12 protein-coding genes are annotated in these 21,278 nt (G+C 65.0%); 8 read left to right on the top strand and 4 right to left on the bottom strand.

Annotated features, from left to right (window positions below; translation table 11 throughout):
- Positions 1-62: 62 nt before the first annotated feature.
- Both gmd and OVA12_RS22275 read left to right on the top strand, forming a co-directional pair.
- Complete coding sequence (gene gmd / locus OVA12_RS22280; protein WP_268140884.1) at positions 63-1,037, top strand: GDP-mannose 4,6-dehydratase; 975 nt, start codon at positions 63-65, stop codon at positions 1,035-1,037.
- Positions 1,038-1,064: 27 nt separating this feature from the next.
- Entirely contained in the window at positions 1,065-2,141 is a 1,077-nt protein-coding gene (locus OVA12_RS22275) for a hypothetical protein (RefSeq protein ID WP_268140882.1), read from the top strand.
- A 63-nt stretch (positions 2,142-2,204) separates the two neighbouring features.
- Here the strand turns inward: OVA12_RS22275 and OVA12_RS22270 are convergent, their stop codons facing one another.
- Positions 2,205-4,361, bottom strand: a complete 2,157-nt coding sequence (locus OVA12_RS22270; protein WP_268140880.1) for a glycosyltransferase family 4 protein — start codon at positions 4,359-4,361, stop codon at positions 2,205-2,207.
- A 219-nt stretch (positions 4,362-4,580) separates the two neighbouring features.
- Between OVA12_RS22270 and OVA12_RS22265 the strand changes: the two genes are divergently transcribed.
- On the top strand, positions 4,581-5,918 hold the full coding sequence (locus OVA12_RS22265) for a DUF4214 domain-containing protein (protein WP_268140878.1): 1,338 nt from the start codon (positions 4,581-4,583) through the stop codon (positions 5,916-5,918).
- Between the two features lie 23 nt (positions 5,919-5,941).
- Here OVA12_RS22265 and OVA12_RS22260 read toward each other — a convergent pair whose 3' ends face one another.
- From OVA12_RS22260 to OVA12_RS22250, 3 genes are read right to left on the bottom strand one after another with little or no spacing between them, the layout of a single operon-like run.
- Positions 5,942-7,282: a glycosyltransferase family 4 protein gene (locus tag OVA12_RS22260; RefSeq protein WP_268140876.1), complete on the bottom strand. Its 1,341-nt coding sequence runs from the start codon at positions 7,280-7,282 to the stop codon at positions 5,942-5,944.
- The gene (locus tag OVA12_RS22255; RefSeq protein ID WP_268140874.1) at positions 7,239-8,633 is read right to left on the bottom strand and encodes a capsule biosynthesis protein; all 1,395 of its coding nucleotides are present in this window, start codon (positions 8,631-8,633) and stop codon (positions 7,239-7,241) included. The genes OVA12_RS22260 and OVA12_RS22255 overlap by 44 nt, the downstream gene beginning before the upstream one ends.
- Before the next feature lie 37 nt (positions 8,634-8,670).
- A complete protein-coding gene (locus OVA12_RS22250) occupies positions 8,671-9,762 on the bottom strand; it encodes a polysaccharide biosynthesis/export family protein (protein WP_268140873.1) in 1,092 nt (363 codons plus the stop codon).
- 478 nt (positions 9,763-10,240) lie between these two features.
- Between OVA12_RS22250 and folD the strand changes: the two genes are divergently transcribed.
- The 5 genes from folD to OVA12_RS22225 all read left to right on the top strand — a co-directional run bounded on the left by folD (position 10,241) and on the right by OVA12_RS22225 (position 21,233).
- A complete protein-coding gene (folD, locus tag OVA12_RS22245) occupies positions 10,241-11,164 on the top strand; it encodes a bifunctional methylenetetrahydrofolate dehydrogenase/methenyltetrahydrofolate cyclohydrolase FolD (protein ID WP_268140871.1) in 924 nt (307 codons plus the stop codon).
- 160 nt (positions 11,165-11,324) lie between these two features.
- Positions 11,325-12,989 carry a methyl-accepting chemotaxis protein gene (locus OVA12_RS22240; protein ID WP_268140869.1) on the top strand — a complete coding sequence of 555 codons (1,665 nt, stop codon included), beginning with the start codon at positions 11,325-11,327 and terminating at the stop codon, positions 12,987-12,989.
- 372 nt (positions 12,990-13,361) lie between these two features.
- Positions 13,362-15,242: an autotransporter assembly complex protein TamA gene (locus OVA12_RS22235; RefSeq protein WP_268140867.1), complete on the top strand. Its 1,881-nt coding sequence runs from the start codon at positions 13,362-13,364 to the stop codon at positions 15,240-15,242.
- Positions 15,243-15,256: 14 nt separating this feature from the next.
- On the top strand, positions 15,257-19,603 hold the full coding sequence (locus tag OVA12_RS22230; protein ID WP_268140865.1) for a translocation/assembly module TamB domain-containing protein: 4,347 nt from the start codon (positions 15,257-15,259) through the stop codon (positions 19,601-19,603).
- Between the two features lie 172 nt (positions 19,604-19,775).
- Positions 19,776-21,233 carry an NAD-dependent succinate-semialdehyde dehydrogenase gene (locus OVA12_RS22225; protein ID WP_268140863.1) on the top strand — a complete coding sequence of 486 codons (1,458 nt, stop codon included), beginning with the start codon at positions 19,776-19,778 and terminating at the stop codon, positions 21,231-21,233.
- The last annotated feature ends 45 nt before the right edge of the window (positions 21,234-21,278 follow it).

The raw sequence follows: 21,278 nt of genomic DNA, 5'->3' as shown, positions 1-21,278 counted from the left end.
GCTTGGGTTCGGTTTTACGAGCCCCACACGGCAAGGCGTTAGATGCGAAGGGTGGCTGTTTGATGGCGAAGACGGCTCTGATCACGGGGGTGACCGGCCAGGACGGCGCCTATCTCTCCAAGCTGTTGCTGGAGAAGGGCTACAAGGTCTATGGCCTTGTCCGCCGGTCCAGCCATTTTGGCGTCAATGACCACCGGCTGCGCTGGCTCGGCATCGAGCGCGAAGTCGAATATCTTGACGGCAACCTGACCGACCTGTCCTGCCTGATCCGCGCCGTGCGCGAGACCAAGCCGGACGAAGTCTACAACCTCGCCGCCCAGTCCTTCGTCAAATCCTCCTGGGAACAGCCGCTGCTGACCGGCAACGTCACGGGCATCGGTGCCGTGAATGTTCTGGAAGCCGTGCGCATCGAAGCGCCTCAGGCGCGCTTCTACCAGGCGTCGTCCTCCGAAATGTATGGCCTCATCCAGGAGCCGCTGCAGTCGGAAACGACCCCGTTCTATCCGCGCTCGCCCTATGCTGCCGCCAAGCTCTATGCGCACTGGATGACGGTGAACTACCGCGAGAGCTTCGGGATGCACACCACGTCCGGCATCCTGTTCAACCACGAATCTCCGCTGCGCGGTCTTGAGTTCGTGACCCGCAAGGTCACCGATGCTGTCGCCCGCATCAAGCTGGGCAAGCTGGAGGTTCTCGAGATGGGCAACCTCGACGCCAAGCGCGACTGGGGCCATGCCCGCGACTACGTCGAGGCCATGTGGCTGATGCTGCAGCAGGACACGCCGGATGACTATGTCGTGGCAACCGGCCGCACCACCACGGTGCGCGACATGATCAACATCGCCTTCGCCCATGTCGGCCTGAAGCCGGAAGACTATATCCGGATCAACCCGGCCTTCCTGCGCCCGGCAGAAGTGGATGTGCTGCTCGGTGATGCCGGCAAGGCCCGTGCAAAGCTCGGCTGGAGCGCAAAGACCAGCCTGGAAGACATGATCACCGAAATGGTCGAGGCGGATCTGGTCCGCCACAAGGGCTGAGGTCAGCCCGGAACAGGACTTCGAGGGATGATCTATACCGTTCTCGGCCTGCCGGGCCCCTTCACCAGCTGGTGCCGCGCCGTCGTGTGCGAACTGGTTGCCGAACGCGGGGAGCGGGCATCGGACACGCATATCGCCGGCAGCCTCGCCGACGTTGCGACCGAACTGCTGCGCAGTGACCGGGACCATCTCGTCTTCTCGGTCGGCCGGCCGGATGTGACGCTGATGGCGCGGCTGAAGGAATTCCGCCGCCCTCTCCTGCTCGCCCTATCCGACCCGCGTCAGGGTGCGCTGCATCTGTTCAGCAGCGGCAAGGCCGATGAGCGCACCAGCGTCCGGCTGATCTCGGGGGATTGTTCGTGTCTCGTCGGCTTCGATGGCGTTGATCACGTCACCCGGCTGCATCTGGAAGACGCGCTGGCGGACCCTTTGAGCGCCATCCAACGAATCGGTGCCGTCTACGGGCTGAAGCCCGATGCCTCGCAGGCCCGGCGTGTGCTTGAGCGGACCGTGACCCAGCTTGCCGACGCGACCGGACCGGAAATCGGCGGCGCGGACCCCAAGGCTGGCCTGATCGAGAGCTTCGGCGAGGCGTTGGGAGCGGCAGCCGACTACGTTCTGGGTGGCTTCGAGCAGATGCTCGCCGGCCAGCGTGACACGCCGCTGATCATCACCAAGGAGTTCTTCCTGGCCGGTGATCCGCCGCATGACCATGTCACCCTGCCGCTGGACATGACCGGGCGCGCGCGCTTCATTGCCTTTGGCCCCTACATGCACATTCCGGCAGGCGCCTGGTCCCTGCGCTACGTCGTCGGCTTCTCGGCCGAGGCCATGGGCACGCCCTGCATCATCGACGTCGGCGTCTCGGAAGGCCCCGTCTACCACGAGCTGACACGGGCCCACATGGCAGTATCCTCGCGCGGCCGGATGGAAATCTCGCTGTCCTTCGAGATCACCGACCCGCTGATGCCGCTGCAGGTGCGCCTGCTGACGGAGAAGGCCATCTTCGACGGGCGCATGGCGATCGGCTACGCCGAGTTCCGCCGCAAGAGCCACCACGACGCCGGCGATCTCGACACCAGCACCCTGCTCCCGCCCTCCTGAGCGGATTGGCCAGAGCGTATTGACCAGAGCGAAGTGCCCTGAGCGAGGCCGCGAAAACTGTTCCTAGCGTTCGAGCTTGGGGCGGACCAGGCGAATGCGTTGCTCCATGACGACCAGCGACTGCGCCGCGACGGGGCTGCCGACGCCGATGCTGCGCACGGCCATCAGGATCGGCCGCAGCCGGTCGTCGCGCGGCATCACTCCCTCGATCGACAGCCCGAGCCGGACCACACCCTGCGCATCCACCTCAGCGCCGCAGACCGCCAGGATGGTTCCAGTCTTGATGTCCATCCGCCCGACCTCGGCACCGCCCGAGCGGAACACGAGGCGATTGCCCTCCGCGCCGGGCTTGCGGAACTGTAGCTCCAGCGCAACCGGCACGACATTGCCCGCTGCAGCTGCCCCGTCCGGCAGCCTGAATGCAAGATCCGCCTGGCTACCGGTCAGCCATTTGACCTGAAGCTCGTCCCAGATCCATTTGTCATCAAAGACAAAATCAGCCTCGGCCAGTTCACGCATCCGGTCGATGCGTGGCTCCAGCGCAGATTCTTCGAAGTCGATCTGCGCGCCCGCCGCAAGCCGGGCCACCAGATCGCTGCCGGTCTTGTCCGGCGCATCATAGGGCGCTGTCCGGGCGAGAACCTCGGCAAACCGCGTCCGCATCTCGTCGGCAACCTGCGGCCAGATCACGGGGCGGAACTCGTTGGCAATGCGTGCGCGGCGGGCGTCCAGCGCTCCGGGCGTGAACAGCAATTCTTCCACCAGCTCCAGTCCGCCCGTCACGTTGTAGGGATCGACATAGTCGACGAGGTCGCCGCCGACCTCCGGCATCGAGGATGTGGTCGAGGCAATGCAGGGCGTGCCAAAGGCCAGGCTCTCGCCGATCGGCAGGCCCCAGCCTTCCACAAAGCTCGGGAAGGCCGAGAACTGCGCCGCGCGGTAGAGCAGCGACAGATCGGCATCCGAGACGTTGCTGAGGATGTGCAGCTTGCCATCGAGATGGTTGCGCGAGGCAAAGCTCCCCATCAGGTCCTTCACCCGCCAGCCCGGCCGGCCGACGAAGACAAGCTCCGGCACCTGATCCCGAGGATGCCGTTCCAGCAGCTTCTGCCAGATCTGGAACAGGTAATTGTGGTTCTTGCGCGCCTCGATGGTGGAGACGAAGAGCACGAAGGGCCGGTCGAGCAGGGACTTGACCGCAGGGCTGGCACGCCCGGCAGAGCTCTCGCCGCTGTCGAGCTGATGCGCCAGCTTCACCGGACGCACGGGCGCGAGCGGGATGCCGCGCTCAGCGCAATAGCGCTTCAGATCAACGGCCGAGAACTCGGAGATCGTGAAGATCACATCGGCGAGGCGAATGAAATGGAACAGGCACCGCGAGAAACGGGCCACCAGCTCCGGCGCGCAGAACTCCGGATGCGTGATCGGGATGATGTCGTAGATGTAGACGGCGATCCGGACCCCGGCCCGCTTTAGGGCCTGATAGACATTGGCGCTGTCCGGCAGCATCCAGAACGCGCCGGCGACAAAGACCACGTCCCCGGCCCGCGGCACATAGACTTCTGCGCCCTGCTCCGCCCGCGCGATGATCGACCGGATCTCGCCGTGATCGACCGGCTGGCGCCGCAAGGCTGCCGACAGGTCCAGCACCGTTTCGGCGGCAATCGTGTAATAGGCGCGGGTGACTTCATCCAGATAAGACAGGCGGAACGTGTCGCCGCCCGCGCGGATGATGCTTTCCGACAGGTGCAGCTGCACCCGCTGGATGCCGGACACCGTGGCGTGATCCTTGAGGAACTTGAAGATATCCGACAGGTCCATCAGCACCTGTTCGCCGCGCGCGGCCAGGTTGCCGGCGGCAGCGGCAAAGGTATCGGCATCAAGGCTTGCCCCCAGCGCCCTGAGCTCGCGGAATGCGGTGCGGTCTTCGCTGTTGAGGACAAACGCCTGCCGATAGGCGACCTCGCAAGCGTCCAGGTTGCCCATCACCTTGAACAGATGGCCCTTCATCAGGAAGGCATCGGCGTTGTCCGGCTTCAGCGCGATGGCCCGGTCGAAGGCTGCCAGCGCATCGTCATGGCGGCCCGCTTCCTTCAGCATGTTGCCACGCTGGATCCAGATGCCGTCAGCCTCGGGCTTCAGCTCCAGGAAGGCGGCGTACAGCTCTGCCGCCTCGGTCCATTTTCCGGCATCGCGGGCTTCGTCAGCCTCACGCAACACTTGCCCGGCCTTCTTTGCAGTGCCACGGTTCAGAAGTCGGCGAAAGGGGTCCAAACTAGGTCTCCGGAAGGGGCAAGCGACCAGCTGACATAACCGTACGTGCGGTGCTTTTCAACTCGGCAGATACAGGGTGGTTGCGCCACTGGCTGCCGTATTTCTGCCAAGGAGGCAGATAATGATATCGACTGGGCGAGCGCAGGGCGCAGTTTGGAGATTTGAATGACGTATTATGTTACCGAGACCGCCTACCCTGCGAAGTCCGTGGTCTTCATCAAGGCGACCTGGGGCAACACCACCTATACTGGAACCGGGTTCCTTGTGGGCCGCAACGACCTGCTGACCGCCGCCCATGTGGTCTATGACCCAAAGGCCGGGCGCATTGCTGACACGATCAAGATTTATCCGGTCTACAATCCGGACAAGTCGAACCAGAATTTCTATTCGTATTCCGCGATGGACTTCTACAACAATTCCAATCCCGGAGCCTTTGATCCGGATCGGGATGGGTTGATTTCTGCCGGCGACAACCGGTTCAGCACCATGGGCCACGCCGAGGTGGACATTGCCCTGCTGTCGCTGTCAAAGCCGCTGGGCGATACCTACAACTGGTTCGACGTGGATCCAGACTTCAACAACGGCGGCAACGTCTCGGTGATCGGTTTCCCCGGCGCCTATGACAATTATGCCGTGCGCGACGAAGGCTCGGTCTATGCCGATGCCACCGACCAGATCTATGTCAACAACGGCAATGTGGAGATCAATCCGGGCAATTCCGGCGGCCCGATCTTCTACGACACCTCCAACGGCCCCTATGCCGTCGGGCTCGTCTCAACCAAGTCCTACTTCACCGACATTGGCGGTCACTGGAGCTGGATCAAGGAGACGATGAAGGACAACGACCGCTTCATCGAGGGCTATTCCGGCCACACGGTGAACGGCACCTCTGGCAATGACGTCTTCGGCCTGTTTGCCGGCAAGGGCCGCTACACCAGCGTCGGCAATGACACGGTCTACGGCGGTGCTGGCCGCGACACGGTCAAGTATCAGGGACCGGGCAGTGACTTCACTTTCACCCGCAACGGCACCACGCTCACCGTCACTGACAAGACTGGCAGCGAAGGCCGTGACACGCTTTATGACGTCGAGCGCCTGACCTTCGACAACGGCACCCTCGCCTTCGATTTCAGCGGCAGCGCCGGCCAGACCTATCGTCTGTATCAGGCCGCCTTTGCCCGTACGCCAGACCGCCCGGGCCTGTCGCACAACGTCAACCTGGTCGACCAGGGCATGACGTTGAAGCAGATGGCCGGCGCTTTCATCGGTTCGGCCGAGTTCATCCAGCGCTATGGCGTCGGCACTTCGAACACGACTTATCTGACTGCACTGTACCAGAACGTGCTCGGCCGCGGCCCCGACCAGGTCGGCCTCAACGGCTGGCTCGATCGTCTCGCCAACGGCACATGGGACCGCCAGGACGTGCTTCTCGGTTTCTCCGAAAGCCCGGAAAACCAGTCCCTCGTCGGCACCCAGATCGCCAATGGCATCTGGCTGCTCTGAGGGGGCGGAATGCCAGTCACAGTTTAGGCTGAGGCTCGGGTAAGAAAGCGATCCAGCACGCGGAAATGGGCGGGCCAGGTCATGGCCTCGGGCACGCCTGGTTCGATGTCGAGCCGGGCGCCCCGGTCGCCGCGGGCAAGGCCCTCAATGGCCCGCATCCAGCCGAGGCCGTCGAGCGGTGACAGGAGCCGGGCGGCGGGGCCTGCGACCTCACGGTGAACGGCAATGTCGGAAGCAATGACCGGCGCGCCCAAGGCCTCGGCCTCAACCAGCGGCAGGCTGAAGCCTTCGACAAAGGACGGCACGAGAACGGCGGCGGCGCCCCGCATCAGCGCGGCCACTTCCGCGTCCGTCAGGCCACCGGCCTCATGCACATGCGCGCTCAAGGCGGGACAGCGGTCGAGATAATCGGCGATGTTCTCGTTTTCCCAGCCCCGGCGACCGATCAGCACCAGCTTTGGCGCGGCCTCGCCCATCCGCTCGACCATGTCGCGCCACAAGGGCATGAGCAGCAGATGGTTCTTGCGCGGCTCGATGGTGCCCAGAACAACAAAATAGGGCGTGTCGGGCTGCGGCACGGCGAGGGCGCCGGCGCGAGCCTGGAACTGGTCCTCGATCCCGAGCAGCGCGACTTCCGTGCGGGGCATCCGGAGGCCGGATGCGGTCACATGGGCCTCGAACACATCGCGGGTATAGGCGGAGTTGGTGATCACCAGCTCGGCATGGGCCGCCACGGTCGCCATCCTGCGCCGGTGCAGGTCTGCGTGTCCTGGACGGCAGTATTCCGGATGGGTGATCGGGATAAGATCATGGATCAGGAACACCGGCCGGACGCCGGAGCGCTGCAGCCAGCGCGGCAGCGCCGGCGCGGTCAGGTTGGAGTGGGCGACGTTGATGTAGACAGCGCCGCCGATATGGCCGGGGATGTTCGACAGGGTGCCGACCACCTGGCCGGCCGCGCGCTTCACCCAAGCCGCAGCTCCTGTCACGGCATCGCGGCGGCCGGGGCCACGCGCTGGCGCATCGGCAGGCAGGCCGAGGAAGGTCAACGTGCGCGCATAGGCCGGGCTGGCAGTGCTGTCGGCAACGCCCCAGTTGGCAGCCGTCCGGTCCCTGAGATCCTGACCAATGTCCCGGGACAACAGACGCAAGCCGAAGTCGCCGGCCTCGACAAAGCCAAGCTCGATGTCGGGCCGCGCCAGCAGATGGTCCAGATAGGCAAACTCCACCCGGTCGATGCCGGTCGGCGAGGAGCGCAGACCGCGCCCCATCAGCCGCGTGATGTCCAGCAGCACATGGCGGCGGGCGCTCGCCTCGTTGTCAGCCGCGCCAGGCATGGAACCACCGTTCGGTGTGCGTGCCATCATTGATCTGCTCGTCGAAGGTCGTGGCGATGCCGGCAGCCCGCGCCCTGGCCAGCCGTGGCGGCGGCGTTTCGAGCGTGCCGAGGCCGTTCACGCTGCCATCTGCGAGCCGCCGGGCCATGGCATAGGCCCCTGCCCGCCGGCCTTTCTCGACGTAGAAATTGCCCTTTACCTGGATCGTGGCGGCCAGCAGGCGCTCCAGCTGATCCAGCAAGCCGGCGTCCGGCGGTGTCCGGTCGGCCCAGAACTGGTCGAGCGGCACCTGGCTGGTGAGACCGGCGATGTCATAAAGGGCAATGCCGAGCACCTTGGTGGGGCAGCCGACGCGCAGGGCGTGAATGCCGGTGGTGCTGTTGATCATCAGCGCGCCCTTGGCGTGTTCCAGCAGCCGGTTCAGGTTGCCGCCGTCGATCACATAGACGCGCTTGCGCACACCATAGCGCCGGGCGATCTGCTTCAGGAGCTTCGGCCAGGGCTCGATGCCATTGTCGAGCGGGTGGATCTTGAACACCAGACGGGCCGACACCGGCGCGGACTTGGCGAAGGAGCGGATGACCTCTTCCGCCGCCTCGCCGATGTGGCTGAAGGGCGAGTTGTAGCGCAGCTGGTAGTCGCTCTGGATCTGCAGCGGAAAGACGTAATAGGGGATCCCGCTTCCGATGACATCGTCGATCAGATGCTCGGCCACGCTGTTGCGCCAGCTCGACTGCACCAGACGCGGAATGAAACGCAGATATTCCGCCAGCGGATGATAGAACCGGTCGCGGTAGAAGCGCGGGAAGGAAAACCAGGCGCAGAAGACGTTGGAGAGGTTGTAGACGACCTCGTGAAACGCCTCCATCCAGAAGGGATGGGTGTAGAGCGGCCGGCGGTCGATTGGCGGCAACCCTTCAGCCAGCGCCCGGATCCGCTCCGGATCTTCCGGAAACCGCGAATGGGCCGACATGCCATTGCGCTCCAGCGTGATCCAGTCCGGGCGCAGATAGCCGAACTCATAGGCGCTGGCCGTCAGGCCCAGCTCGTCCGCGATCTCGGCAGCTGCGACATGATACGGCAGACGGTCGGCGTAATAGACGATGTCCGTCGCCCCGACCTTGCGCACGAATTCCCGCAGCCAATCCTTGAAGCCTGCGAGCGAGCCCCGGTAATTGACGGCCCTGCGGTCGTGCCAGGCGAGCCAGTCGCCCGGGCACAGGTTGATCCGGTGGGTCCGGTGGCCGAGCAGGTCCAGCTCGTCAGCGACACGGCGGCAGAACACCGAGGGCGGGCCTTGCAGAAAGACGAAAGTCTTCTTGCCACCGCCGGACGGTTCTGGCCCGCTCATGCCCTGCCCTTGCGGCTTGTCCGCCATGGCACCGTCCTTGTTCACCCCTACGAACAGGGAGGGATTACTTGTTCAAGATCGCGGCAACACTGAGCGCGTTGTTGGTCAGCGGTGCGATGATCTGCAGGAACTTGCCAAACTCCGCCGTCGGATGGTTCGCGACATAGAGGATATCCTTGTCACGCATCTCGAAGAAGCGGGTCATGAAGAAGCCGCGCGGATCCTGCAGGCTGACGCGGTAGACGACCGGAACTTCGGTCTGGCCAGCCATCTTCTGCGCCAGATCCGGGCGCAGCTGGCGGACAAGATCTGCCTCTTCGTAGCGGAACAGGAAGATGCCGCCAGCATCGGCGCGGTAGTCATTCAGGCCGCCAACGGTGGCAAGCGCTTCTGCCATCGACACCGACTTGGTGCGGAAGGGGACGAGCTGGTTGGCCTTGAGCGCGCCGAAGGCCGAGAATGTGCGCGGGCGATGTGACAGCAGCACATTGTCGCCCGGTGCCACGAGCACGTTGTTTTCCGGGAAATCGATCAGATGCTCGAGCCGGGTCGTGCCGGAGCGCGCGCCGCGCTTCAGCGTCACGACGGTTTCGTAGGTTGCCGCACGGGCGCCACCGGCCTGGGCCACCAGTTCCAGCAGACGGGTGTCGCGCACCTGCAGCGGATAGACGCCCGGCTTGGCAACATCGCCGACCACCACGGCGGTGGAGCTCATCTTGCCGGAGACGACGACCAGAACCTGCGGTTCGATGGCCTTGCCGGCCAGCTTGCTTTCGATGGTCTGGCGCAGACCTTCGACCGATTGGCCGGCTGCCTGAATGCGTCCGGCGTAGGGGACGAAGATAAAGCCGCTCTCGTCGATCGTCGCAGGAATCTGGGTGCTGTCGCTGCCGTTGGAGAACAGCCCCTCACGCGAGGCTTCCCAGATCTTGATCTGCAGATTGTCGCCAACGCCGAGCCTTGCGCTCGATCCGCCGCCGCCAACACCCTTGAACTGGTTCATGAAAGCCAGCGGGCGATAATTCTTCAGGTACTCGATGTTGGACGGGTTCACGTCGATGACGGCATATTTTTCCATGCCCGACGGAACAGCCGACTGGTCAGCCGTGATCTGGTCAGAGGTGATGCCAATCGCGGTGGGGCCTTCGGAAGGCAACGCCGAACAGCCAGCAGCAAGCAGTACACAAGACAAAAGCCACAACGACCGCATCGGTTCCCCGCCTGCTCCATCCAATCCCGGCATTCCTCCTAGCACTCGGCGCGGCCAAAGTCCAAGCCGGGCTGAGCCCGCACCTGTGCAGGACGGAAACGCTGTGCTTCAATTACAACAGGAAATGAAAGGAAATCATTAAGGACTTGGTTTCGCAAGGAGATGTTTGAACGGATTCTCGCCCGCCGAACGGCCACATTGCAGCTCATACCGGCTGTCCAAAGGCCGCTCCAGCGGGAAATCGGCCATGCTTGGCTGTCGTAGAAACCGACTCAGGCCAGAGAAATCCGCCGATGCGGCGCATTTGGGGAGGAAAATGTCGCGCCCCCCACTTTCCATGCAAGCCTGCGATTCATAATGTGCGCGCGACTTCAGCCACATGCGCGCCCTCTCCCCTATGGCGCCGGACCGAAAGGCCTTCCCCATGAGCCAGCCCCCTCATCAGGCAACTCTCATTGACGGAAAGGCGATCGCCGCTTCCGTGCGCGCAGAAATCACCGCCCGCGCCGGCCGTCTTCTGGCCGAGACCGGCCGTCAGCCCGGCCTCGCGGTCGTACTGGTCGGCGAGGATCCGGCCAGCCAGGTCTACGTCCGCAATAAGGACAAGGCCGCTGCCGCTTGCGGGTTTCACTCGGTCAAGCACACGCTGCCGGCAACCACATCGGAAGCCGAGCTGCTGGCGCTGGTCGCTGCGCTCAATGCTGACGAGGCGATCCACGGCATTCTCGTGCAGTTGCCGCTGCCCAAGCACATCGACGAAGGCAAGGTGCTGCAGCTGATCCGGCCGGAAAAGGACGTCGATGGCTTTCATCCGGTCAATGTCGGCCTGCTGGCAACCGGTGACCGTGAACGCGCGCTGGTCCCCTGCACGCCGGCCGGCAGCCTCGTGCTGTTGAAGCGCACGCTGACCCGCCCCCTTGCCGGCCTTGATGCCGTGGTCATCGGCCGTTCCAACATCGTTGGCAAGCCGATGGCGCAGCTGCTCCTGTCGGAAAGCTGCACGGTCACCATCGCCCACAGCCGCACCCGCGACCTGCCGGATGTCGTGCGCCGTGCCGATGTTGTGGTGGCTGCCGTCGGCCGGCCGGAAATGGTCCGGGGCGACTGGATCAAGCCGGGCGCGACGGTGATTGATGTCGGCATCAACCGCGTGCCGGATCCCTCGCGCGGCGCGGATGCCACGCGGCTGGTCGGCGATGTCGCCTTCGCGGAAGCGGCAGCCCATGCCGGCGCCATCACGCCGGTTCCGGGCGGCGTCGGCCCGATGACCATTGCCATGCTGATGGCAAACACGCTGACCGCCGCCCGCAGGTTGCTGAATGTGTCTGCGGAGCCGGATCTGTTCTGATCCGGTAAAGTCCTCCTGTCACTAATACCAGTCATAAAAGACATCGTCTTCCGAAGGCAGTCGGAAGGCGATGTTTTTATTTATAGGACTGCTGACGCTTATAGTTTCATTAACCATGAAGTTCGATGCTCATGCCGAAACGACCCTAAAGGAACTTGGCATGAGTGAGCTTGCGAATCGGCAGACGGCGGCTTCCCTGTTTGCTCCCGCCCTTGAGCGTTCTCTTGCCGCCGCGATCAACGAAGCGGTGCGGTGGGTCGAACAGGACGACAAGCAAGGGCTGCGGAAAAGCACCAAGGCGGCGGCGACGGACCGCTGGGTCGAGGCGCTGACGGCATCTGCCGACGGCCTGCAAGACAACGCCATGGCAGCTGGCAGGGCAGATGCCATGGCTGGCCAGCGAATCGCGGCAGAGCTGCATTTCCGGGCGCGGGTGCAAACCCGCCTGCTGAAAGATCTCATGGGCCGCAAAAGCATGTTCGGTTCGCCGTCCCGCGGCCTGACTCGCCTTCTCGATCTCCTGGAACAGGATCTGCAAGCCTACATGGCCGGTTTCCTGGCCGAGGAGGAAACGCGCAAGACCAAGGAGATGAGCGCAGGGCGGATCAACTCGGTCAAGTCGATCGCGCAGACGGTGTCGGAGACCAACCAGGTCCTTCTTGACCTTGCCTATCTGCAGAAGAATTCAAATCTGGTCGCCAGCAATAGCCAGACGATTTCAGCTGCGGCAACCGAACTCGTGGCCTCGGTCGAGGAAATTGCCAGTGCAGGTACGCAGGTCGCCGCCGACGCGCAGACCAGCTACGCATCCATCGAGGAAAACCGGAAGGCCATACATCAGCTGGCCGACTCCGTTCGCGACATTTCCATGGCGATTGGTGGCACGTCTCAAAGCGTCGACACCCTGTCCGGGATCACCGAGCAGATCGGCAAGACCCTCTCGGTCATCGAGCGCATTGCCAAGCAGACCAACCTGCTGGCTCTCAATGCCACGATCGAGGCCGTCAGGGCGGGCGAATCGGGGCGCGGCTTCGCCGTTGTCGCCTCTGAAGTGAAGCAGCTCGCCGAAATGACGGGCCAGTCGACCGACGAGATCACCCGCCGCATCCATGAGCTGAGCAACGGCATGTCGATGATCGAAGGCAACATGCGCGGCTCGACCGCAGCCGTGGTCGAAGGCGAGAGGGCGATCGACATCAGCACCACGCAGATCGAGGATTTCGCCAGCAAGATCGGCGGCGTTGTGACCCGCATGAATGACATCGCCGGGATTCTCGATCAGCAAAAGAAAGCCAGCGGCGACGTTGCCGAGCACATCAGCTCGATTGCCGGAATGGCCGACGACAGCAAGCAGATGGTTGAAGACATCGCCAACGGCGTCAATCGCGCGGTGACCCATTCCATCAACCGGGCCAAGGAACTGTTTGTTGCAGAATCCGATGTCTGTCTCTGCCATATGGCCAAGATCGACCATGTCGCCTTCAAGAAACGGGTCATTGATACGTGCATGGGCAAGGATAGCTGGAAAAGCAGCGATGTACCGGATCACCGCAACTGCCGGCTCGGCAAATGGTACGATGGCCTGAAAGACCCGCAGATCACCTGCATGCCGGCCTTCAAGGCCCTGCTTTCCCCGCACGAGGAGGTCCATGCATCGGCGAAGGCCGCACTGGATGCGGCCTTTCGCTCCGATGCCTCCGGAATCACTGCTGCCCTGCGGCGTATGGATGCTGCAAGCGTCCATGTCCTGACCGGCCTCGATGAGCTGGGTGCAGCCATCGAAGCCAGGGAAAAGACGCAGCAAACACGGGCTGCCACGCGATAAGGCCGTGGGTCTGGCGCGCGTCTTTCCCGCCAGCGACCGCTTCTCGGGACAGGGCGCGCGACCCCTTCAAAGGCACAGGAAAGCCTTAACTCTTCCGTTACTATGATAGCTTGGGGCTTTATCCTCATCCGGTTGCTCGTTTGCAACCGGCTATGGATCTCTTGTCCCGCGCACGGGCCAGGGCTCGCAACAGCGGCCTGACCATGCGATACAAACCCATGGGTCACGGATCCGCCGTGCCCCCTTGGGCCACCAGACGGCTGCGAGTTGATGCGAGTTCCGTCCAAACAGTCTGGCCCCGCAGCGGTTGTTCACCGTGCGGATGGTCCCCTGCCCTGCCCCGTTTCCAACCGGACGGCCTGGCGGACAGCATTGTTTTGCGCCGGTTTCCTGCTTGCCACGGTCTCGATCCTGACGCCTCTGCCGGCCGGGGCCTTCGAACTTTTCGGTTACCGCCTGTGGGGTTCGGCGAGCGACGACGCCAACACGCCGGATGCCTTTCCCTATGTTCCGACGCTGACCCTTTCGGGCGGCGATGACCCGCTCAAGGAACGGCTGACGGCGGCGTCCATTCTGGTCAGCGAGGCCGAAAAGGCTCCCTCTGGCGAGGCGGGCCTCATTGCCCGTGCGCTCAATGATTTCGACCGGCTGATCGCCCAGCTCTATGTCGAGGGTCGCTATGGCGGCACGGTCGACATCAAGATCGCCGGGCTGCCGCTGCAAAGCGCGCTGCAGCGCGGCAGCCTGCCGGGTCCGCGTCCGGTCCCTGTGACCATCGCGATTTCGGCCGGTCCGCTGTTCACCTTTGGCGACGTGCGGATCGGCGCGGAAGGGGCTGCGGCCAGCCAGCTGTCGACCGATCCCGGTTTCTGGGGCCTTGCGCCTGGCACCACGGCTGATTCGTCCAAGGTCCTCGTTGCCGAACGGCAGATCCTGAACACATTGCGCGCGCGCGGCTTCCCGAAGGCGCGCATCGTCACCCGCGACATCACCGCCGACCACGCCAACGACCATCTGGACGTGACGCTCGTCGCCAACGCGGGAGAGCAGGCGCGTTTCGGCGCGGTCACGGTCACCGGAACCAAGGTGACCGATCCGAATTTTGTCGTGGCACAGGCGATGATCCCGGAAGGGTCCGTCTATGATCCCGAGATTCTGGCTGCCGCCCAGAAACGCCTGAATGACCTGGGCATCTTTGCCAGCGTCAACATGGTCGAGGCCGACACGATCGGACCGGACGGCGCGCTGCCGGTCAACATCGAGGTCTCCGAGCGCAAGCGGCACGTGCTGGGCGCTGGCGCGACCTGGTCGTCAACGGAAGGCGGCGGCTTCGAGGCCTACTGGCGGCGGCGCAACCTGTTCGGACAGGGCGAGCTTCTTTCCGTCGAAGGCTCGGTCGGCCGGCTTGGCAATTCCTCGTTCAAGGACATGGAATATGCCGCGAAGATCGCCTTCGAAAAGCCGGGCGTGTTCGGCCCGCTGACCAGTTTCAGCACCTCCCTGTCGGCCAAGCAGGAAGCGCCCAACGCCTACACCAGCCGCTCGGCCACCTATGACGCCTATCTGAAGCGGGAGTTCACCGACCAGTTCAGCGGCCGCGCCGGCTTCGAGATCGCCTTCCTCGACGAGACCGATGCCTATGGCAAGAAGACCTATCTGCTAACCGGCCTGCCTGCTGATCTCACCTATGACACGCGGGACGACAAGCTCAATCCCTCCAAGGGTTTGCTGGCGACCGCCTTTGCCGAACCGGCCTATGACATCCGCAACCGCAACATGATGATGTTCATGAAAGGGTCGGTGTCGAGCTACGCGGCGCTGGACGAGTCCAAACGCTTCATCCTGGCCGGTCGTCTGGCCGCGGGCAGCATTGTCGGGCCGCAGGTGGATGACATTCCGGCCGGCCGGCGCTTCTTTGCCGGCGGCGGCGGCTCGATCCGTGGCTACGCCTACCGAAACGTCGGCCCGCGCCGCAATGGCGAGGTCACCGGTGGACGCAGCCTCATCGAGATGTCGGGGGAAGTGCGCGTGCGCCTGACCGAGACGTTCGGCGCGGTCGCCTTTGTTGATGCCGGCAATGTCTACAATGCCTCGGTGCCCGACTTCTCGCGCCCCTTCAAGATCGGCATCGGCGCGGGCATCCGCTACTTCACGCCGATCGGCCCGCTGCGCCTCGATGTTGCGGTCCCACTTTCGCCGGAAAAGGGTGATCCTGATTTCGCGATCTACCTCGGCCTCAGTCAGGCCTTCTGAACCGGACAAAGCACGTGCGGCGCATTCTGAAAGCCTTGCTCTACACTGCCCTTGGCAGCACGGCACTCGCCGGGCTCGCGCTTGCGCTCGTGCCCACACCGGTCGGCGAACGGCTGATCCAGCAGCTGGCCAATGACGCGCTGGACTTGCCCGAGGGCGGCGCCCGGCTGGAAGGCCTGTCGATTTCCTGGTCCGGCGATGTGTCCCTTGCCCGCCTGACCCTGACCGACCCGTCCGGCCCCTATGCCACCATATCCGGCATCGCGCTTGACTGGCAGCCTCTCGCCCTCTTGACCGGAGAAGCCCGGGTCAACAGCCTGTCGGCCACCAGCATCGACCTGCAACGCCGGCCGCAGCCAGCCGCAGAGCCAGCAGAGCCGAGCCCGAAGAAGGGTGGCCTGCCGCTTCCCGTAGCGTCGCTGCGGCTTGACCATCTCGACCTGCCGGACATTCAGCTCGGCGCTGCCGTTGCCGGGGTTCCGGTCAGGCTTGCAGCCAAGGCCAGCGGCGCGGCGGATGCCCTGCCAGAGACCCTCTCGGGCAAGCTGGACGTCACCCGGATCGACGGGACCGCCGGGGCCTTGTCTGCTGACGTCACCTTCGCGCCGGATGCCGGGACGCTGGACTTCAAGCTCAAGGCAAATGAACCGCGTGGCGGCCTGATTGCCCGCCTCGCCGGGATCGAGGATCTGCCCGCGCTTGATCTCGACCTCAACGGCGCCGGACCGCTGGCAGACTGGAGCGCCCGGCTGGCCCTGGCGCTGGATGGCCGCCCGACCGCCAGCGGCACCGCACGCCTCAGCGAGACGGGCAACAGCGAGCGCCGCCTGACCGTTGACCTCGGCGGGGACCTTGCCCCGCTGGCTCCGCCTGTGGCGGGGGCTGTCCTGGCTGGCCAGACCCGGCTCGCCGCAGCCATCGATCTCACCCAGGACTTCCGCGCCCGCGCCGGCACATTAGAAATGACGACTGGCACACTGTCCGCCTCCGGCACCGCCAGTCTCGATCCGGCAAGCCAGGTTCTGGCGGGCAAGCTCGATGCACGGCTGGCTGCTGCAGGCGAGGCCCTGATCGGCATCGACACCGGTTCCGGCCTTGCCACGTTGAAGAGCCTGACGGCCTCGGCCAAGCTCGACGGCCCGCTGGATCGCGCCACCTGGCATGCCAGCCTCGAAGCGGATGCGCTGAAGACACCCACTGTCACCGTGCCCTCCGCAAGGATCGATGCCACGGGGGTGGGAGCCAACCTCAGCCCGGGTGCCTTGTCCCTGCCGGTCAATGCCACGCTCCGAATCGCCGGGCTTGCCCCGTCCGACCCACGACTGGCTCCGTTCAGCGGCACGACCTCGGCCGACCTGACCGGCCGGCTCGCCGTCGAGGACGGCAGTGCCGTCTTCCGCCTCGCCCGCGCAAGTGCCTCCTTGCCGGTCCTGTCCCTGCAAATCGGGGAGAGCGAGATCCGGGCGCGGCAGACCCGGCTCGTCGGCGATCTGCGCATTCCGGACCTTGGCCCTTTCGCCCCGCTGTCAGGCAAGCCGCTCTCCGGCAGTCTGGGCGCTGGCTTCCGTTCCGTGCTGGACCTCACGGATCTGACCGGAGCGGTCACCCTGTCGCTGGCCGGCACGGACCTTGCCACGGGGGTGGCAGCACTGGATGGGCTTCTCGCCGGCAAGACGCAGGCGTCCGGCGAACTGAGCCTTGCAAAGGACGGCACCGCGGCCTTGCGCGATCTCTCCCTGCTGGCACCAGGTGTTTCGGTCACCGGCACGGCTGCGATGAAACAGGGCGACGAGGACGGCCTCGACGGCGAAATCCGTGTCACCCTGCCCGATCTGTCGCGCCTTGATCCGCGACTGGGCGGAAGCCTGACGGCGGAGGCTGATCTGTCCGGCGCGCTGGCGCGCCCCGGGCTTGAGCTGACCGCGACCTCGAACCAGATCCTGCTGTCAGGCACGCCGCTCACCGACCTGTCGCTGGCCCTTTCCGGTGAAGCCGATCCGGATGCGCCGCGGGGGGAACTGAACCTGTCGGCCAAGCTGAACGGCGCGCCGCTGGTGGCACGGGGTGAAGTGTCGAGCAACGATGGCCGCGCCGAGCTGACGGGCTTCGAGGCCGCCGTCGGCGGCAACCGGCTCAGCGGCGAGCTGACAGTCGCGGACCTGACGCGCGCGCTCGAGAGTGTCAGCGGCACACTCACCCTGAACGCCCCCGACCTTTCGGAACTCTCCCCCCTTGCCCTCACCGCCCTCTCCGGCCGCCTGACGGCGCAGGCAGCGATCAGCGCTGACGCCAAGGGCCCGCGTATCCGCCTGACGGCAGAGGGCGCCGGCGTGGGCCTGCCGCAAGCAGCCGTCGACAGCTTCAAGGTCGACGCGGACCTGTTTGACCTCACTGCCGTCCCGCAAGCCTCCGGCACGGTGTCGGCATCCGGCCTCCTGGCCGGCGGCACCCGGCTGGCCAGCCTTGCGGCCACGGCCAAGAGCGACGGCACCCGCACGGATTTCACGCTCGATGCGCGCCTGCCCGGCACCGCCAAGGACGGCGTCGCGGCGGCTAGCAGCCTGACGGCGGTGGCGGCGGGCTTTGACCTGACGCTCGCCCGGCTCGACGGCACCTACAGCGGCCTCAAGACATCGCTGGTGCGCCCGGCGCGGCTGTCCTACGCCAATGCCATTGCCCGGCTTGACGAGGTTGCCCTCGCCCTCGGCAATGGCGCCCTTGTGATCCAGGGCACTGCCGGCGAGACACTGAACCTCAATGGCACGCTGAAATCCGTGCCAGTGGCCCTCGCCAACGCCTTCAGTCCGGGGCTCGGGCTTGCCGGTACGCTCAGTGGCTCGGTCAAGGTCAGCGGCGCGGCCAGCGCGCCGGTTGCCAGCTGGCAGCTCACGGGCGCAGGTCTTTCGGCGGCGGCCCTCGCCAGCAACGGCATTGCCCCGCTTGGCCTCGACAGCCGTGGCAGCTTCCAGGGCCAGCGCATCGAGCAGACCAGCAAGGTGATCGGCGACGGTGGCCTGTCGCTCACCGCAACTGGCCCGGTGAACATCGCCGGTGCAGGATCGCTGGCGCTGGATGTTTCCGGCAACGTGCCGCTGGCGCTTGCCCGCCCTGCCCTGACGCGGTCCGGGTTCCGGGGCGAAGGCGCGTTTGCCGTATCCGGGCGGATCGGCGGCACGTTTGCCGCGCCCGATTACGCCCTGACGGCGCGTCCCCAAGGCGTCAGTTTCACCGAGCTTTCCTCCGGCTTCACCCTGCGCGATGTGACCGGAACCATCGACGTCACCCGTGACCGGATCATCGTCAACGGCATCACCGCAGCGATTGCCGCCGGAGGCACTGTGAAGGCCAGCGGCTCGGTCGGGCTGTCGCAAGACATGCCGGCGGACCTGTCCATCACGGTCGACAATGGCCGCTACAGCGATGGCCGCATCGTCACGGCCGATATTGGCGCTGCCCTGAAGGTCAGCGGCCCGCTGGCAGGTGGCGGTCTGCTGTCCGGCACCGTGAACGTCAAGGACGCCAATATCGCCATTCCTCAATCCCTGCCCGGCAGCCTGTCGCCGCTGGCGGTGCGGCACGTCAATGCGCCCAAGCCCGTGCGCGAGCAGGTGGCAGAGCTGAAGCAGGACATGGGCGAGACAGGCGGCGGCTCAGGCAGCGGCGGGCTGTCGCTCGACGTCACTGTCAATGCGCCGGCCCGCATCTTCGTGCGCGGCCGTGGTCTTGATGCGGAGTTGGGCGGTTCGCTGCGGATCGTTGGCACCACGGCGCAGCCGCAAGCCATTGGCGGCATCACGCTGCGCCGGGGCCAGCTGGATGTGCTCACCCGGCGCCTTGCCTTCTCGCAAGGCTCAGTGACCTTCACCGGCTCGTTGACGCCGACGCTGAACTTCGTGGCCACGACCACTGCCAGTTCGACCACCATCAATGTGACCATCAGCGGCAGCGCCGCGGATCCGGTCATCGCCTTGTCGTCGTCGCCCTCCCTGCCACAGGACGAAATCCTCGCCCAGCTGCTGTTTGACCGCAGCATGACCAGCCTGTCGCCGACGCAGATCGCCCAGTTGGCCGCCGCCGTGGCAACGCTGACCGGTGGCAGTGACCAGGGCCCCCTCGCCCAGCTGCGCAAGTCGCTCGGTCTGGACGCGGTCGATCTCAATGTCGCAGGTCCGGGCGGACCATCCCTGTCGGTGGGCAAGTACATCAATGACAACATCTATCTGGGCGTCGAACAGGGCACCGGCCGCGACTCCTCCAAGGTGAAGGTCGACATCGACCTGTCGCGCAATCTGAAAGCCCGTGGCGAAGTGGGGGCGACCGGGTCGTCGAAGGCCGGCATCTATTTCGAGAAGGAATATTGATCTGCCTCAGCGTGCAGGTCCCACCCCGGCCTGCACACGATGTGCAAAGGCCCTTTACCGCGCGCCTCGGAACTGTTTAACATGTTAAATAATAGGCGATGACGTGACGTCCCGCCTGATACATGCCACACACGTCCGACACGACGGGCAAGACAGACCGGGGGAGACCGACATGGGCCTTGATGCAAATCTGGTGAAGCAGCAGCTGTACATCGATGGAGCCTGGGTTCCGGCGGACAGTGGCCAGACCATCCGCGTCGACAATCCGGCAACGCTGGAGACCATCGGCACCGTTCCGAAAGCCGGGCGCGCCGAAACGCGCCGCGCCATCGAGGCCGCACACAAGGCACTGGCCGGCTGGAAGGCCCTGACGGCAGAGGATCGCGCGGGCCGCATGCACAAGCTGTGCGATGCGATCATGGCGAACCATGATGCGCTGGCCGAGTTGCTCACCACCGAAATGGGCAAGCCGCTGGCCGAGGCCAAGGGCGAAATCGCGCTCGGCGTGAAGTACATCCGGTTCTTCGCCGAAGAGGGCAAGCGCATCTACGGCGACGTCATTCCCGCCCCCTGGGCCGGCAAGCGCATCCTGGTCACCAAGGAGCCGGTCGGCGTCGTCGGGGCCATCACGCCCTGGAATTTCCCGAACTCGATGATCGCGCGCAAGCTCGGCGCCGCGCTCGGGGCCGGTTGTACCATCGTCATCAAGCCGGCCAGCCAGACGCCCTACTCTGCCCTCGCCTTCGGCGCGATGGCAGAGGCAGCGGGCATTCCGGCCGGCGTCATCAACGTGGTCACCGGTTCGGCGGCCGAGATCGCGGCGGAGATGTGCGAACATCCCCTCCTGCGCAAGATCACCTTCACCGGCTCGACCGAAGTCGGCAAGCTGCTTGCCAGCGAGGCGGGCAAGCACATGAAGAAGATCTCGATGGAACTGGGCGGCAATGCGCCCTTCATCGTCTTCGACGATGCCGATCTCGATGCGGCTGTCGCCGGCGCGATGATTTCCAAGTTCCGCAACTCCGGCCAGACCTGCGTCTGCGCCAACCGGCTCTATGTCCAGGCCGGCGTCTATGACGCCTTTGCTGCCAAGCTGAAGGCCGCTGTCGAAGCACAGCTCAAGGTGGGCGACGGGCGCAAGGACGGCATCACCCAGGGCCCACTGATCGACACCAACGCCATTGCCAAGGTCGAGGAACACATCGCCGACGCAGTCGCCAAGGGGGGCAAGGTCCTGACCGGCGGCGCGCGCATCGGCAACGAGGGCAGCTTCTTCCAGCCCACCATCGTTGCGGGTGCCACCGCCGAGATGAAGGTGGCGCGCGAGGAGACCTTCGGCCCGCTTGCCCCGCTGTTCCGCTTCGAGACCGAAGAGGAAGTCATTCGGCTTGCCAATGACACCGAGTATGGCCTGGCCTGCTACTTCTATGCCCAGAACCTCGGCCGGGTGTTCCGGGTCATGGAAGCGCTGGAATACGGCCTTGTCGGCATCAACGAAGGCCTGATCACCACGGAAGTCGCCCCCTTCGGCGGCGTCAAGGACAGCGGCATGGGCCGCGAGGGCTCGAAATACGGCGTCGACGACTACCTCAGCATCAAATACGCCTGCATCGGCGGGCTGGGGCTCTGAGCCAGGAAGTGTGCCAGTGCGGGCGTCGAGCGTGACTGCGCGCCT

Source organism: Pannonibacter sp. SL95, assembly GCF_026672425.1.
Taxonomy (GTDB): Bacteria; Pseudomonadota; Alphaproteobacteria; order Rhizobiales; family Stappiaceae; genus Pannonibacter.
The sequence above is the reverse complement of the archived record's forward strand: the minus strand, read 5'-3'. Positions and strand labels throughout refer to the sequence as shown.